The 15,177-nt window shown below is 34.1% G+C and carries 14 protein-coding genes; 11 read left to right on the top strand and 3 right to left on the bottom strand.

Annotation, left to right across the window (positions count from 1 at the left end; genetic code table 11):
• Positions 1 to 215: 215 nt before the first annotated feature.
• The 4 genes from YW9_RS0104970 to YW9_RS0104955 all read left to right on the top strand — a co-directional run bounded on the left by YW9_RS0104970 (position 216) and on the right by YW9_RS0104955 (position 4,794).
• Complete coding sequence (locus tag YW9_RS0104970) at positions 216 to 2,420, top strand: RelA/SpoT family protein (RefSeq protein ID WP_018279090.1); 2,205 nt, start codon at positions 216 to 218, stop codon at positions 2,418 to 2,420.
• Between the two features lie 18 nt (positions 2,421 to 2,438).
• Positions 2,439 to 2,969, top strand: coding sequence for an RNA methyltransferase (locus YW9_RS0104965; protein WP_018279089.1), 531 nt, complete (start codon positions 2,439 to 2,441; stop codon positions 2,967 to 2,969).
• Between the two features lie 90 nt (positions 2,970 to 3,059).
• Complete coding sequence (locus YW9_RS0104960) at positions 3,060 to 3,959, top strand: NifU family protein (RefSeq protein WP_018279088.1); 900 nt, start codon at positions 3,060 to 3,062, stop codon at positions 3,957 to 3,959.
• 37 nt (positions 3,960 to 3,996) lie between these two features.
• Positions 3,997 to 4,794 (top strand): rhomboid family intramembrane serine protease, encoded by a 798-nt coding sequence (locus YW9_RS0104955; RefSeq protein ID WP_231555631.1) that lies wholly within the window; start codon positions 3,997 to 3,999, stop codon positions 4,792 to 4,794.
• Here the strand turns inward: YW9_RS0104955 and YW9_RS0104950 are convergent.
• Positions 4,791 to 5,207 (bottom strand): acyl-CoA thioesterase, encoded by a 417-nt coding sequence (locus YW9_RS0104950; RefSeq protein WP_018279086.1) that lies wholly within the window; start codon positions 5,205 to 5,207, stop codon positions 4,791 to 4,793. The two genes, YW9_RS0104955 and YW9_RS0104950, sit on opposite strands and share 4 nt — an antisense overlap.
• A 247-nt stretch (positions 5,208 to 5,454) precedes the next feature.
• Here YW9_RS0104950 and dnaA point away from each other — a divergent pair, with 247 nt between their 5' ends.
• The 7 genes from dnaA (at position 5,455) to speB (ending at position 11,717) form a co-directional block, all read left to right on the top strand.
• Positions 5,455 to 6,873 (top strand): chromosomal replication initiator protein DnaA, encoded by a 1,419-nt coding sequence (dnaA, locus tag YW9_RS0104945; protein WP_018279085.1) that lies wholly within the window; start codon positions 5,455 to 5,457, stop codon positions 6,871 to 6,873.
• Positions 6,874 to 7,001: 128 nt separating this feature from the next.
• On the top strand, positions 7,002 to 7,466 hold the full coding sequence (locus YW9_RS0104940) for a low molecular weight protein-tyrosine-phosphatase (RefSeq protein ID WP_018279084.1): 465 nt from the start codon (positions 7,002 to 7,004) through the stop codon (positions 7,464 to 7,466).
• A 42-nt stretch (positions 7,467 to 7,508) separates the two neighbouring features.
• On the top strand, positions 7,509 to 8,210 hold the full coding sequence (locus YW9_RS0104935) for an SAM-dependent methyltransferase (protein WP_018279083.1): 702 nt from the start codon (positions 7,509 to 7,511) through the stop codon (positions 8,208 to 8,210).
• Between the two features lie 93 nt (positions 8,211 to 8,303).
• Complete coding sequence (locus YW9_RS0104930; protein ID WP_018279082.1) at positions 8,304 to 8,954, top strand: phosphatidylserine decarboxylase family protein; 651 nt, start codon at positions 8,304 to 8,306, stop codon at positions 8,952 to 8,954.
• 61 nt (positions 8,955 to 9,015) lie between these two features.
• The gene (locus YW9_RS0104925) at positions 9,016 to 9,735 is read left to right on the top strand and encodes a YebC/PmpR family DNA-binding transcriptional regulator (protein WP_018279081.1); all 720 of its coding nucleotides are present in this window, start codon (positions 9,016 to 9,018) and stop codon (positions 9,733 to 9,735) included.
• Between the two features lie 108 nt (positions 9,736 to 9,843).
• Entirely contained in the window at positions 9,844 to 10,812 is a 969-nt protein-coding gene (locus tag YW9_RS0104920; RefSeq protein WP_018279080.1) for a polyprenyl synthetase family protein, read from the top strand.
• Positions 10,813 to 10,850: 38 nt separating this feature from the next.
• Complete coding sequence (gene speB / locus YW9_RS0104915) at positions 10,851 to 11,717, top strand: agmatinase (protein ID WP_026193826.1); 867 nt, start codon at positions 10,851 to 10,853, stop codon at positions 11,715 to 11,717.
• 134 nt (positions 11,718 to 11,851) lie between these two features.
• Here the strand turns inward: speB and ychF are convergent, their stop codons facing one another.
• Both ychF and typA read right to left on the bottom strand, forming a co-directional pair.
• The gene (ychF, locus tag YW9_RS0104910) at positions 11,852 to 12,943 is read right to left on the bottom strand and encodes a redox-regulated ATPase YchF (RefSeq protein ID WP_013997537.1); all 1,092 of its coding nucleotides are present in this window, start codon (positions 12,941 to 12,943) and stop codon (positions 11,852 to 11,854) included.
• A gap of 402 nt (positions 12,944 to 13,345) precedes the next feature.
• On the bottom strand, positions 13,346 to 15,151 hold the full coding sequence (gene typA, locus YW9_RS0104905; RefSeq protein ID WP_018279078.1) for a translational GTPase TypA: 1,806 nt from the start codon (positions 15,149 to 15,151) through the stop codon (positions 13,346 to 13,348).
• Between the last annotated feature and the right edge of the window lie 26 nt (positions 15,152 to 15,177).

Raw genomic sequence — 15,177 nt, 5'->3', positions numbered from 1 at the left:
TTACCACATATCTTCTAAAATAAAGACAAATCTTTTGCTTTAAGCTACTCAGTTGTGAAATTATAATAAAAAAATCTATAAAAAATGTAAATAGAATTATTATTTTATATAATTTTGCAAGGTACGGTTGAAATTGTATATCATTCTTTCATAAATGAATATGATGTACTGATTTTTCCACAAATAGTTAATATAAGAAAAATACGTTTGATACTATGGAATGGAGACTTGATTTAGAGGAAGAAAATAAAGCCATTGCAAGGGAATACAAAGAGCTTTTAAGAATTAGTTACCAAACACTTACAGAAGAAGACAAAAAACTTATTCGCTTGGCTTTCGATACGGCAGTTGATGCTCATAAAGACCAACGTAGAAAAAGTGGAGAGCCCTATATTCTTCACCCAATTGCTGTGGCTAAAATCGTTGCTTCACAAATAGGATTAGACGCAGTTTCTATTGCAGCAGCCTTGCTACACGATGTAGTGGAGGACACTGACTATACAGTGGAAGATATGGAACGTCTTTTTGGAACAACTGTAGCTCACATTGTTGAGGGACTTACAAAAATTTCACATCTCAGTCGTGAAAATGATGTTTCATTACAGGCTGAAAATTTCAGAAAGTTACTTCTTACAATGAATGATGATGTTCGTGTGATTATCATCAAAATTGCTGACAGACTGCATAATATGCAAACAATGGATTCGATGGCAGAACACAAACAAGCCAAAATAGCCTCCGAAACCTTGTATATTTATGCTCCTTTGGCGCATCGTATCGGTCTTTACAATATTAAAACTGAATTAGAAGATTTAGGTTTAAAGTACACAGATTCAGAATATTATTATAGTATTCTTGGCAAAATGGAAGAGTCCAAAGAAGAGCAAAAGTCTTACATTGAGTCCTTTACTGAAATAATAGAATCATCTTTGAATAGTCAAAAGATAAGTTATCGTATTAAGGGTCGCCCCAAATCAATTTATTCCATTTATAAAAAGATGGAGGCTCAAAACGTCACTTTTGAGGAAATATACGACAAATTTGCAATACGTATTATCTATGAAAGTTCGCCTGAGGAAGAAAAATTTTTGGCTTGGAAAATATATTCTATTGTAACTGACCACTTTCGACCTAATCCCACACGCCTGAGAGATTGGATATCTGCTCCAAAATCAACAGGATATGAAGCGTTGCACATTACAGTTATGGGACCTAAAGGGCGCTGGGTAGAAGTGCAAATACGAAGTGAACGAATGCACGAAATTGCTGAAAAAGGATATGCAGCACATTTCAAATACAAACACGGAAATCAAAAAGAAGCAGGTATTGAAGAATGGCTTAATCGTCTGCAAGAAGTTTTGGAAGGCAGTGAAGGCAATGCAGTTGATTTTGTAGAGGATTTCAAGTTAAATTTATACGCTAAAGAAATCTTCGTTTTTACTCCTAACGGAGAAATAAAATCGTTGCCAAAAGGAGCAACTCCTTTGGATTTTGCTTTTTACATTCATACGGGAGTTGGAATGAAAACGCGTGGAGCGAAAGTAAATAATAAACTTGTTCCATTAAGTCACGTACTACGAAGCGGTGACCAAGTGGAGATTATCACAGCCGAAAATGCAAAACCTAACAAAAACTGGCTAAATTATGCCACAACAGCTAAAGCCCGAAACAAAATAAAATCGGCATTAAAAGAAGAGGTTAAGATTGTTGCTTCGGAAGGTAAAGAACTTCTGATGAGAAAGTTAAAACAACTTAAGTTAATTCTTACAGAAGATGTTGTAAACGATTTAGTTAGTCATTTTAAAACTAAAACGAGTTTAGATGTTTTTTATCAAGTAGGAACGGGAGAAATTACCAACCAGATGTTGCGTGATTTTGTTTCAAAAAGAACTTCATTTTTTAACTTTTTCAAGAGTAAAATCACCACAACCAAAAAGCCTGTTGAGGAAGTCATTCACAAGCCCAACGAGCATTATGATAGCATTGTTTTTGGCAAAGAGGAAGAAGCCTTGGACTATACTTTTGCTAAGTGTTGTAACCCAATTCCTGGTGATCCTATTTTTGGATTTATTACTATAAATGAAGGAATTAAGGTTCATAAAAAGAATTGTCCTAATGCTATTTCGATGCAATCAAATTATGCATATCGGATTATTCCTGCCAAGTGGGTAAAATCGGAAGAGCAAGAATTTAAAGTTGCTGTCCGAATAAGTGGATTAGACCGTGATGGCTTAGTTGGGGATATATCAAGGGTAATTTCTGAAAACAAATTTGTAAAGTTAACCAATATCAATATTGATGCGGAAGGGAATATGTTTAACGGAAAAGTTTCAATTACAGTCAATAACAACGCTACTTTGAAAAAATTAATGCAAGATTTAAAAGCCTTGAAAGGAGTAGATAAAGTGAGTCGTCTATAATTTTTTACACAACAAAATATGCGGAAATTAGCCAATAGTGAGTTACAACGATTAGAAATAGAAGAATTTAAAAAAGCAACTAAAACACCACTCATTGTAATTTTAGATAATATTCGGAGTTTGAATAATATAGGTTCTGTTTTTCGAACTTGTGATGCTTTTTTGATTGAAAAAATATTTCTTTGTGGTATAACGGCAACTCCTCCGAATAAAGAAATTCATAAAACGGCACTTGGGGCTACAGAAAGTGTTGATTGGGAGTATGTTGAAAGTACAATTTCGGTTGTGGAACGCTTAAAATCAGAAGGAATTCGTGTCATTAGTGTTGAACAGACAGAAAAATCCGTAATGCTAAATAATTTTCAGCCCAACTCAGCCACAAAATATGCGGTTATATTTGGAAATGAGGTAAAAGGAGTGGAGCAGGAGGTGGTTTCTGCTTCTGACGGAGTTATTGAAATTCCGCAGTATGGAACAAAGCATTCTTTAAATATTTCGGTAAGCGCAGGAATTGTCATTTGGGATTTGTGGAAAAAATTAAATCAATAAATATAAGTTAAAAAGAGTTCGATTAAATTTTTCTATATATAATTTTCGGAAGAGCAAAAAAATGAATAGCTTTGCCAAAATTTATTCGAAATGACAGATATAACACTTTCTATACAAACCACAAATAATCCTGAAATTATAAAATTAGAAGCTTCAAAGGCTTTGGTAAAAGGAAGTTATGAGTTTAAAAATATTGATGAAGCAAAAAATTCTCCTTTAGCCAAGCAACTTTTCTATTTGCCTTTTATAAAAACTATTTATATTTCAAGTAATTTCATTGCACTAAAACGCTATCCTATAGTGGAATGGGAAGATGTACAAGAAGAAGTAGCCGAACAGGTATTGGAATATATCAAATCAGGTAAAGAATTGATTATTAATGATTCAGTAGAGATAAAGAATCCAATAACTGTTTATGCCGAAAGCACTCCTAATCCTGCTGTAATGAAGTTTGTGGTAAACAAACAATTGGTTCCTGAAATTTTTGAATACAAAAACATTTCTGAAGCTAAAGATGCTCCACTAGTAACTGCTTTGTTTGAATTTCCTTTTGTGAAAGAAGTTTTTTTGGATAATAACTATATATCTGTGACAAAGCACGACGTTGTTGATTGGTATGATGTGGTTATGGAGTTAAGAGAATTTATCAGAAATTATTTAGTTCAAGGTAATGCCGTTATCTTATCTGGTGAAATTAAGAAGCGTATAGAAAAAGAGCAGAAAAAGGAAAATAAGATTATCACTACTGATATAACTTCTCAAAAAATAGTTTCAATTCTCGACCAGTACATAAAACCAGCAGTAACTCTTGATGGAGGAAACATTGAATTTGTCTCATATAATAATGATAATCATTTGGTTGAAGTGATTCTGCAAGGTGCTTGTAGTGGCTGTCCGTCATCAACGTTAACTTTGAAAAATGGTATTGAGTCAATTTTAAAAGAACAATTACAAAACCCTGACATTCGTGTTGTTGCCCTAAATGGTTAATTATTTGTTACAAAAATTACAAATAAAAAGAATAAATTTGGCAGAACAAGTAATTCTGCTCAACGTGTTATTATTTTTAATTACTCGCTTACTAATAGTTTTCTCAGAACTTTCACAATTTCAAATTAATACGTGGGTAGGATTACCTCAGAGCATAAATGAATTTTTGACAAAACCTTGGACGATAGTTACTTATTCTTTTTTTCACGCCAACTTCCAACATCTATTTTGGAATATGCTGATGCTATTTTTTGCAGGACGCATATTCTTTAATTTATTCAATAACAAGCAATTTGTAAGGGTTTATTGTACAGGAATTATTTTCAGTGGAATCTCCTTTTTGCTCATAGAGGCGTTATTTCCTCTTTTATTTGATGGTTCTATTTTGTTGGGAGCATCGGGTGCTATTATGGCTTTGTTGGTTTTTATTACTGTAATTGTTCCAAAATACACAGTCTATTTGCTGTTTTCGATTCAGATGAAATTATGGGCGGTTGTTTCGTTTTTAATATTGTATGATATTATTCAGATTTCATCGAATCCTGGTGGCAAAATTGTTCATTTGGGAGGAGCTTTCACGGGGTACTTTATAGGAATTTTAGCTAAAAAACCAATTTATTTAAAAAGCAAAAAAATAGTTAAATTAACAAAAAATAATGTTTCTAATAAAAATGTAAAACCTTTAAAATCAAATGATGATTTGAGTGAATCTCAGAAATTAAAACAACATAAAGTTAATATTTTATTAGATAAAATCAGCGCAAGTGGCTATACAAGTTTAACAGAAGAGGAGAAAAAATTTTTGTTTGAAGTAAGCAAAGATATGAATAGCTAAGCTTCTTTTTTAGCTTCAATAAGGGCTATAATTTTTTCAGGACAACGGGTTGGTTTCCAAGTTTTCATATCAACAAAAACTAATGTTGTATTTGCAGTTGAAATTATTTCTCCTTTTTCGTTAATTATCTCATAATCAAACTCTATTTTGCTTGAAGAAATGTTTTTGAATTTTGTTCTGACAGTGATTAATTCATCGTAAAAGGCTGGTTTTTTATAATTTATTTGCAAAGAGACTACGGGTAACATAATCCCTTCTTCTTCCAATTTTTTGTAAGAAATCCCGAGCTCTCTAAGCCATTCTACTCTTCCCAATTCCAAATACTGAGGATAATTACCATAATAGATAACGCCCATTTGGTCAGTTTCCGCATAACGAGTTCTTAAAGTATAGTCAAAATATAAATCTTTCATATTCAGAGGGTATTTTTATATTAACAAAGTTTAACTTTTCTTCCTTGTAAAAAAAAATGAAAAAAACAAGGGTTAAATAATTTTTTTTATTCAAAATTTATTCACAATTTTGCTTCCTCGAGAAGGTGACATTTTGGTGTGTGTTTATTTAATTCTCGCAAATTTATATGTTTTTTTGAAAAGAGCAACAGATAAAATACTTAATCTCTCATTAAGTAAGAATAATATTTTGACTTTTTAATCAATAATGAAAGATTTAGCCGAAAAAGTTTGGGGTAGGTGTCTTGATTTTATTAAAGACAACATTGATGAGCAGCCATTTAACGTTTGGTTTGCTCCCATTGTGCCTGTGGGATTAGATGGTAATACACTTAAAATCAAAGTTCCAAGTAAGTTTTTCTACGAGTTTTTGGAGGAAAATTACATATCATTACTTAAATCGGCATTGACTTTTGCTATAGGAGCTAATTCTAAATTAACGTACATTATAGATGCTTCTGTCAAGGAGCAAGTTCCAAGTACAAACCGTCCTGAGTTGGCAAAACAATCAGTAACTGTATCTGTTCAAAACAAAAATCCAGAGCTTAAAAACCCATTTATTATTCCTGGAATTCGCGAGATTACAATTGACCCACAGCTTAATCTCAACCAAAACTTTGACAATTTTGTTGAGGGAGCTTCCAATCGCTTGGCTCGTTCGGCTGGAATAGCTGTAGCCAACAAACCTGGTGGTACATCATTCAATCCTTTGTTTATTTTTGGCGGTGTGGGACTTGGAAAAACGCATTTAGCTCACGCTATCGGTGTGGAAATCAAGGAGAAACATCCTAAGAAAAAGGTGTTGTATGTTTCCGCTGAAAAATTTACACAACAATTTGTAAATGCTACAATGTCAAAAGACAAGGATAAAAATACATTGAATGATTTTATCCATTTTTACCAGTTAATTGATGTGCTTATTGTTGATGATATCCAATTTTTGTCGTCAAAAATAAAAACTCAAGATGCATTTTTCCATATTTTTAATCATTTGCATCAAAATAATAAGCAGGTAATTTTGACATCAGATAAAGCTCCTGTGGATATGCAAGATATTGAGCAGCGACTGCTATCACGATTCAAGTGGGGATTATCAGCAGAGTTACAAGCTCCTGATTATGAAACACGTTACAAAATTTTAAAGAATAAGTTCTACACAGATGGAGCTGAAATTAGTGATGAGATTATTGCATATTTAGCTCATAATGTGAGAACTAATGTGCGTGAATTAGAAGGAGTTAGCAACTCATTGATAGCTCAAGCTGCTTTCAATCGTAAGGAATATTCAATTGAGTTGGCTCAAAGCATTATTGAAAAATCTATAAAAAATCACAGAAAAGAAATAACTATCGACCAAATACAGCAGATAGTTGTAGATTATTTTCAAGTAGATTTAGAAGCATTACAATCAAAAACACGCAAAAGAAATATAGTACAGGCACGTCAGTTGGCAATGTTTTTTGCTAAGAAGTACACTAAAAATTCACTTACCACTATTGGTTCACAAATAGGGCAACGTGATCACGCAACTGTTCTACACGCTTGTAAGACGGTTGAAAATCTGGCGGAAACTGATCGTGAATTCAAAAAATATGTTGATGATTTGACTTTGAAAATATCCAATTAAAATTATATTCCCAAGTTTAAAAGCTTGGGATTTTTTATATCAAGAATTTGTAAAGAAGCGTAACTTAATTTGTTTTTCTTTATAAAAAATGTAACTTTGCGATGCTTAAACTTACTATAAAATTTTAAATGAAAACAAAAATATTAATGGTTTGCTTAGGGAATATTTGTCGTTCTCCATTAGCAGAAGGGATTTTAAGGTCAAAACTTGATTCTGAGAAGTTTGAGGTGGATTCTGCAGGAACTTCAAATTACCACGTAGGAGCAGCTCCTGATCGTCGTTCCATAGAAGTCGCTCGTAAAAATGGAATTGATATCTCTAACCTAAAGGGACGTCAAATTTCGGTCGATGATTTTGATAAATTTGATTACATTTTTGTAATGGACAGAAGTAATTACGCTAATGTTTGTGAATTGACAGAAAATACCAAAAATCGAGAAAAAGTTTCTTTTTTATTAGATACGCTTGGTAAAGCAACCTTGAAAGAAGTTCCCGATCCATACTACGGAGATAAAAATGATTTTCGAGCCGTATTTACTATGATTGACGAGGCTTGTGATGTGATAAGTGAAAAGTTAAAAAGTATTCACTAAAGTATCATTTTTAACTTATTCCATATTTAGTTTTCTGAATTTATGTCGAGTATCTATCTGATTCCTAATTTTTTAGGAGAGAGTTCCGCTGATATGGTTTTACCAAATCAGATTGAGAGTGTTGTTCGTTCATTGAAACACTTTATTGTGGAAAATGAAAAATCAGCAAGAAAGTTCATAAAACAAATTGCTCCCGATAAATCACAACAAGAGTTAGTCTTTTTTACTATTAATAAACATACTTCTCCAGATGAATTGCCTTCTTTTCTGGAGCCTTGTACAAATGGATTTTCGATGGGAATTATTTCAGAGGCAGGGTGTCCTGGAATTGCAGATCCAGGTGCGGAAATTGTCAAAATAGCTCATAAAAAGCAAATTAAAGTGATTCCTTTAGTAGGTCCTTCTTCTATATTATTGGCTATGATGGCAAGTGGGCTAAACGGACAAAGTTTTGCATTCAATGGTTATCTTCCAATTGATAAATCAGATCGAAGAAAAACATTGAAATCTCTTGAGAAAAAAGCGGTAGAAAATAATCAAACTCAAATTTTTATTGAAACTCCTTACAGAAATGATAAAATGTTAGCTGATTTAAAAGAAATTTTACAGCCAACAACTATGTTATGTGTTGCTTGTGACATTAGTCTGGAAACAGAGGAAATAAAAACTCAAACCATAGCTCAGTGGCGAAAAACGAATATTTCCTTCCAAAAACGACCTGCTATTTTTATTATAGGTAGTTAAAAAATATTCGTATTTTTCAATTTTTTATTTATATATTTGCCGAAAAGTTTTTCTTCTTACACATTAAATTGATTTTTTGAAAATTTTACATATATGTTTCATAAAGAGGGTTTTAAAATAATTCTTGTTACTTTTGCAATAACTGTGGGAGTTGCATTATTAGCTCATTTTTTTGTTGATATTTTTTGGCTACAAAAACTCATTCAAGCTATCGCAATAGTGTTTTTGGTTTTAATACTTCAGTTTTTTAGAAATCCTAAAAGATTTACGCAAAAGAATGATAATCATATAATTGCTCCAGTAGATGGAAAAGTTGTGGTTATTGAAGAAGTTGAGGAAAAAGAATATTTTAAAGATAAGCGTTTGCAGGTTTCTATTTTTATGTCACCTATTAATGTACACGTAACTCGTTATGCTTTAGGGGGAAAAGTAGTTTTCAGTAAGTATCACCCTGGAAAATATTTGGTAGCTTGGCATCCGAAGGCTTCTGAAGAAAATGAAAGAACTACAATCGTTGTTGAAAATCAAATATTTGGACAGGTATTATATCGACAAATAGCAGGAGCTTTGGCTAAACGTATTGTGAATTATGCAAAGGAAGGAGATGTGGCTATTCAGGGAGCTGATGCTGGTTTCATTAAATTTGGCTCACGTGTGGATTTATTCCTGCCTTTAGGAACGAAGATAAACATTGAGTTAGGGCAAACTGTTAAGGGAGGCGTTGATGTAATAGCTGAAAAATAGGAAGTTAAACACAGAAATTATTTTTTAATTTAATTTTTTATAAAAAAAGTAAAAGAAATTTATGGGAAGAGCATTTGAGTTTAGAAAAGCCCGAAAGTTTAAGCGTTGGGCTGCGATGGCAAAAACATTTACACGTATTGGAAAGGACATCGTGATGGCAGTGAAAGAGGGAGGTCCTCATCCTGAGTCTAACTCAAGATTAAGAGCTGTAATTCAAAATGCTAAGGCGGCAAATATGCCAAAAGAAAATATAGAAAGAGCTATCAAAAAAGCGTCTGAAAAAGATACCGCAAACTACAAAGAGGTTCTTTTTGAAGGTTATGCACCTCACGGAATTGCTATTTTGATTGAAACAGCGACCGATAACAATAATCGTACAGTGGCAAATATCCGTAGCTATTTTAACAAATGTAACGGAACTCTCGGTACTTCTGGTTCAGTTGAATTTATGTTCGACCATACCTGCAATTTTAGAATAAATGCGGAAGGAATTGACCCAGAAGAACTTGAACTTGAGATGATTGACTTTGGAGCAGAAGAGGTTTTTGCTGATGAAGACGGAATTCATATTTATGCACCTTTCGAAAGTTTTGGAGCTATCCAGAAAGAGTTGGAAGGCAGAAACATAGAAATTTTATCTTCTGGATTTGATCGTATTCCTCAGGTAACTAAGGAGTTATCTGCTGAAGAACAGGCTGATGTAGAAAAGCTTCTTGAAAAAATAGAGGAAGACGACGACGTGCAAAATGTCTATCACACTATGAAAGAAGCTGAGGCTTGATTTTCTAATCAAATAAATTTGTGAATATTCAAAACTAATATACAAGAACTGTGAAAGATTGCTGTGTTGGCTTTCTTTGGCAGTTTTTATTTTATTACATATATAATTATGTCATTTATAGAAGATTATAAAAAGGTATTTTTAAATCATCTGGAAAAATCAGTCATTAAAACAAAACCTGAAAATCTATATGCACCAATGCATTATATTTTGGGATTAGAAGGAAAACGGATTCGTCCTATTTTAACATTAATGGGGGCAGATCTTTTTGGAATAGATTATAAAAAGGCTCTTCACGCAGCTTTGGCAGTAGAGGTTTTCCATAATTTCTCATTGGTTCACGATGATATTATGGATAATGCACCTTTGAGAAGAGGAAAACAAACAGTTCATAACAAGTGGAATACTAATACGGCAATTCTATCAGGAGACGCAATGTTAATCATTGCTTATCAATTGTTTGAAAACTATAAACCAACTATTTTTCAGGAGTTGGCAAAATTGTTTAGCAAAACAGCTTTAGAAGTTTGTGAAGGACAGCAATTGGATATGGATTTTGAAACTCAGAATGATGTAACCCCTGAGCAATATCTGTTGATGATAAAATACAAAACCGCTGTTTTAGTGGGAGCTGCTTTACAAATGGGGGCAATCGTGGCCGAAACTTCTGAAGAAAATAAGAAACTTGTGTATGACTTTGGGGTTCAGTTAGGATTGGCTTTTCAACTTCAAGATGATTATCTTGATGCATTTGGAGATAGCTCTTTTGGCAAACAAATAGGTGGTGATATACTAGAAAATAAGAAAACAATGCTTTATTTGAAAGCACTGGAATTATCTGATAATGAAATGAAAAGAGAATTACATTTCTTATACAACAACACAGAAGAAAATCCTGATAAAGTTGAAAGAGTAAAGCAGATTTTCATAAAAACCAAAGCTACTGATTTTGTAAAAAAAGAGATTGAAAAACACACAAAAAAATCTTTAGATTCACTTGAAAAATTGAATATTCCTGAAAATAAAAAGATTGAAATCAGAAAATTTGCTATTGATTTGATGGATAGAAAAATATAAGTAAGAATTGCAATAAAATTATCTAAAATATGGAAAAGATAGAAAGAACATACGCAGGAATTCCTGAAGAAAACGCAACTTTTGAAAATTCGAAAGTAATGTTGGTGACAGTTCCTTACGACGGAACATCAACTTGGGGAAAAGGTGCAGATAAAGGTCCGGAACTTTTTTTAAATGCTTCTGAAAATATGGAACTCTATGATATTGAAACAAATTCAGAGCCGTATTTAAATGGAGTTTATATGGCGGGAGAAGTTTCAGAAAATAGTTCTCCTGAAGCAATGACTGAGGCAGTTTATCAAAAAACGAAAGAACTCTTAAAACACGAAGATAAATTATTTACACTTTTCGGAGGGGAGCATTCTGTTTCAATTGGTTCAATTCGTGCAGTAGGGGAGAAGTATGAGAAGCTAACAGTACTTCAGTTAGATGCTCACACAGATTTGCGTCCTGAATTTCACGGCTCTACATCTAATCACGCTTGTGCTGTTTTTGAGGCCAATCAAAAGCATAAGTTGGTACAAGTGGGCATTCGTTCAATGGATGCAGAGGAAAAACAATATTTGCCTAAAGGACGCGTATTTTTTGCTCACGAAATTGCTAAAAATAAAAATTGGATAGATGATGTATTGGACAAAGTTTCTGGAAATGTGTATATAACTATTGACTTAGATGCTTTTGACCCTTCAATAGCTCCATCAACAGGTACTCCAGAGCCAGGCGGACTACAATGGTATCCCACATTGAAGTTGTTACGTAAAGTTTTCAAAAAATGCAATGTTGTAGCTTTTGATATTGTGGAACTTATGGACAGCCCAATGGCTAAACCAACTGCTTTTCTAGCAGCAAAGTTGTATTATAAAATGTTAGCGTATCATTTTAAATATAATAAAAGAGTTAAATAAAGATAATAAATAGATTAAATAGAAAGGTCAGAATACATATTCTGACCTTATTTTATTGATTATATTTTTAAAACTAGTAGACTAATTATTCAGTTTCCCTGAAAATTATATATAGGAACTAAACAGAATTAGTATTACACATTAAATCGGAAGTGCATTACATCACCATCTTTCACGATGTATTCTTTGCCCTCTACGCGCATTTTCCCAGCTTCTTTTACTTTAGCTTCGCTTCCGTAAGTAACAAAATCATCATAAGCGATAACTTCGGCACGGATAAACCCTTTTTCAAAATCGGAATGGATAACTCCTGCGGCTTTGGGGGCAGTATCACCTTTGTGAATGGTCCAAGCACGAACCTCTTTTACTCCTGCCGTGAAGTAGGTTTGCAAATTTAATAGCTTATAAGCTGCACGAATCAGTTTGGAAGCTCCTGGTTCATCAAGACCGATGTCTTCCAAAAACATTTGTCGTTCTTCATAGCTCTCTAATTCAGTGATATCCGCTTCGGTAGCAACAGCCAGTACGATAACTTCCGCATTTTCGTCCTTTACCGCTTCTCTTACTTGGTCAACATATTTATTTCCGTTTTTGGCAGAAGCCTCATCTACATTACAAACATACAGAATAGGTTTGGCGGTAAGCAGTTGGAAAGAATCCATAAGTTCCTGCTCATCATCAGCTACTTGCACAGCTCTTGCAGAGTTTCCAGATTCCAGCGTAGTTTTAATTCGATTTAACAGCTCTTGCTCTTTGGCAGCTTTTTTATCTCCTGCTTTGGCAGCACGATTTACCTTATCAAGACGCTTTTCAACGGTTTCCAAATCTTTGAGTTGAAGCTCCACATCAATAGTTCCTTTGTCGCGGATAGGATTTACGCTTCCGTCCACGTGAACAATATTATCATTTTCAAAACATCTGAGCACGTGTATGATAGCATTACATTCACGGATATTTCCTAAAAACTGATTGCCCAAACCTTCGCCTTTACTGGCTCCTTTTACCAATCCGGCAATGTCCACGATTTCAACGGTGGCGGGTAAAACACGTTCAGGTTTTACTAACTCTTCTAATTTTTCCAATCGTGGGTCGGGAACGTTTACTACCCCTAAATTGGGTTCGATGGTACAAAACGGAAAGTTTGCACTCTGTGCTTTTGCATTTGATAAACAATTAAATAAGGTGGATTTCCCCACATTAGGAAGCCCTACAATTCCTGCTTTCATATTATGTTTGTCTGTTTTACAGCCTTTTGATGATTTAAAATACTCATTTTTAGCTGTCTTACTTTTTACTAAAATTCCCGCAAAAGTAAGAAAAAATCTTGAAACTCAAAAAGTAAAATAAAGATTCTAAACAAAACGAATTTTGATTTTTTTTTTATTAAATGTAGACAAAAGTGTTTTTTTAAAGATTATCAAAATAATATCTTTGTTTATTTCAGATAAGTAAAAAAATTGTTAAAATTACTTTATGAAGTATAATAAAGTTTTTTTACATCTGAAGAACTTCAGACAATCGGTAAAATATAACTGAGCAAACAATATTTAAATGAGTTTATTATAAAAAAAAGCCGAAAGTATTACACTTTCGGCTTTTTTATTACTTCTTTGAAAGAAATCTTAAAATTATTTAAACTCTTTTTCGTAGCGTTTGCGGTCGTTTTCGTTTAGGTAGATTTTACGCAGACGTAATGATTTCGGTGTAACTTCCACGTATTCATCTTTTTGGATATACTCCAAAGCTTCTTCCAAAGAGAATTTAATAGCAGGAGCAATTCGCATTTTGTCGTCCGCACCCGCCGAACGTATGTTAGTGAGTTTCTTGGTTTTAGTAACGTTTACCACCATATCATCACCACGTGAATTTTCACCAATTACTTGCCCTTCGTACACATCTTCGTTCGGGTCGATGAAGAATTTCCCTCTATCTTGCAGTTTATCAATAGAATACGGAATAGCTTTTCCGTTTTCCATAGAAATTAACGAACCATTGATACGTCCTGGTATTTCGCCTTTGTAAGGTTGGTATTCCAAGAAGCGATGTGCCATAATGGCTTCTCCGGCAGTAGCGGTAAGTATCTGATTACGAAGACCTATAATTCCTCGCGATGGAATAATGAACTCAATAACCATTCGTTCTCCTTTCGGGGTCATTGACAACATTTCACCTTTACGGAGAGTTACAAACTCTACAGCTCTTCCTGATAGATTTTCAGGTAGGTCGATAGTCAATTCCTCAACGGGTTCGCATTTCACGCCGTCGATTTCTTTAATAATTACCTGTGGCTGACCGATTTGTAATTCATAACCTTCACGACGCATCGTTTCGATAAGTACTGAAAGGTGCAATACACCACGTCCGAAAACCATAAATTTGTCGGCACTATCGGTAGGCTCTACGCGAAGAGCAAGATTTTTCTCCAATTCTTTTTCCAAACGCTCCTTAATGTGGCGTGAAGTTACGAACTTCCCTTCTTTTCCGAAGAAAGGAGAATCGTTGATAGTGAACAACATACTCATTGTAGGCTCATCAATGGCGATGGTAGGCAAGGCTTCTGGATTTTCAAAATCAGCAATGGTGTCACCGATGTCAAAACCTTCCAAACCTGCGATGGCACAGATGTCACCCGCTTGTACTTCATCAATTTTTTTACGTCCTAATCCGTCAAAAGTGTGTAGCTCCTTAATTTTTGATTTTGTGATAGTTCCGTCGCGTTTTACCAACGAAACATTCATTCCGCTTTTTAGCACACCACGTTGCAAACGCCCGATAGCAATTCGACCTGTAAAAGAAGAATAGTCTAATGAAGTGATAAGCATTTGTGTGGTTCCTTCCTCTACTTTTGGTGATGGAATATGTTTGATAACCATATCCAAAAGTGGGTCGATAGAATCGGTTTGGTTTTTCCAATCTTCTGACATCCAATTGTTTTTGGCGGAACCATACACGGTAGGGAAATCCAACTGCCATTCTTCGGCACCGAGTTCAAACATTAGGTCGAAAACTTTTTCGTGAACTTCATCAGGGGTACAATTCTCCTTGTCCACTTTGTTTACAACCACGATAGGTTTGAGTTTCATTTCGATAGCTTTTTGAAGCACGAAACGCGTTTGTGGCATTGGACCTTCAAAAGCATCTACTAAAAGAAGCACTCCGTCCGCCATATTAAGCACACGTTCCACCTCACCACCGAAATCGGCGTGTCCTGGAGTGTCTATGATATTGATTTTCGTTCCTTTATAATTTACAGAAACGTTCTTAGAAAGAATGGTAATTCCACGTTCACGCTCAATGTCGTTGTTGTCCAGAATCAATTCGCCTGATTCTTGATTTTCTCTGAACAACGCACAATGGTGCAAAATTTTGTCTACTAAAGTGGTTTTGCCGTGGTCAACGTGGGCAATAATAGCTATATTTTTGATAGCAGTCATATAATATATTTAAGATTTGAGGGGGC

Origin of the sequence: Capnocytophaga cynodegmi DSM 19736 (genome assembly GCF_000379185.1) — a bacterium.
Classification (GTDB): domain Bacteria; phylum Bacteroidota; class Bacteroidia; order Flavobacteriales; family Flavobacteriaceae; genus Capnocytophaga; species Capnocytophaga cynodegmi.
This window is presented reverse-complemented; position numbering and strand designations above follow the sequence as displayed.

Bases quoted from the DNA above. Each gene is read 5' to 3' on its own strand.
- dnaA (WP_018279085.1), top strand. From the start codon at position 5,455: ATGAAAGATTTAGCCGAAAAAGTTTGGGGTAGGTGTCTTGATTTTATT.
- YW9_RS0104950 (WP_018279086.1), bottom strand. From the start codon at position 5,207: ATGAAAGATTTATATTTTGACTATACTTTAAGAACTCGTTATGCGGAA.
- YW9_RS0104970 (WP_018279090.1), top strand. From the start codon at position 216: ATGGAATGGAGACTTGATTTAGAGGAAGAAAATAAAGCCATTGCAAGG.
- YW9_RS0104940 (WP_018279084.1), top strand. From the start codon at position 7,002: ATGAAAACAAAAATATTAATGGTTTGCTTAGGGAATATTTGTCGTTCT.
- YW9_RS0104960 (WP_018279088.1), top strand. From the start codon at position 3,060: ATGACAGATATAACACTTTCTATACAAACCACAAATAATCCTGAAATT.
- typA (WP_018279078.1), bottom strand. From the start codon at position 15,151: ATGACTGCTATCAAAAATATAGCTATTATTGCCCACGTTGACCACGGC.
- YW9_RS0104965 (WP_018279089.1), top strand. From the start codon at position 2,439: ATGCGGAAATTAGCCAATAGTGAGTTACAACGATTAGAAATAGAAGAA.
- YW9_RS0104920 (WP_018279080.1), top strand. From the start codon at position 9,844: ATGTCATTTATAGAAGATTATAAAAAGGTATTTTTAAATCATCTGGAA.
- YW9_RS0104925 (WP_018279081.1), top strand. From the start codon at position 9,016: ATGGGAAGAGCATTTGAGTTTAGAAAAGCCCGAAAGTTTAAGCGTTGG.
- YW9_RS0104930 (WP_018279082.1), top strand. From the start codon at position 8,304: ATGTTTCATAAAGAGGGTTTTAAAATAATTCTTGTTACTTTTGCAATA.
- ychF (WP_013997537.1), bottom strand. From the start codon at position 12,943: ATGAAAGCAGGAATTGTAGGGCTTCCTAATGTGGGGAAATCCACCTTA.
- YW9_RS0104935 (WP_018279083.1), top strand. From the start codon at position 7,509: ATGTCGAGTATCTATCTGATTCCTAATTTTTTAGGAGAGAGTTCCGCT.